Origin of the sequence: Psychrobacter sp. AOP5-GZ1-6 (assembly GCF_052376345.1) — a bacterium.
Lineage (GTDB): Bacteria > Pseudomonadota > Gammaproteobacteria > Pseudomonadales > Moraxellaceae > Psychrobacter.
This window is the reverse complement of record NZ_JBQSVP010000361.1, coordinates 1-368: the sequence shown is the minus strand read 5'-3', so window position 1 is coordinate 368 and position 368 is coordinate 1. Positions and strand designations below refer to the sequence as shown.

Annotated in this window: 1 protein-coding gene; it reads left to right on the top strand. The window is 49.5% G+C overall.

Annotated elements, in window-relative coordinates:
* Nucleotides 1-368: hypothetical protein (locus tag ACT3RN_RS16210; protein WP_444518885.1), on the top strand; the 368-nt coding region annotated here is incomplete at both ends.

Below are 368 nucleotides of genomic sequence, written 5' to 3'. Positions count from 1 at the left end.
CCATAACCTCAAAGGCGGTGCCTCTCCCAGATGGCATGGCGGTGGTCTCGGTCATTCGCAAATCAATGACGATGATACTCATAGTGGCTGGATATCTGGTATTGCTCAATACGGGCTAACGTCTGAGTCTGAAGTGACGATGAGCTTTGATGATACGCCAAACAAGGTCGGTCTACAGTGGACGGTAAATACTGGTGCGCGCGCTAATGCTGAGACACCAACCATCACTTCTAATGCGACCTTCGCCCCTGATGAGCATGTCGTTGCATTGGGTACACTACGCCACCGCTTTAGCAATCATCAATCAAATGATAGTGGTCAAGGCATCAATGTCGCTACCGATCATGGGCTACAGATTAGTGGTGATA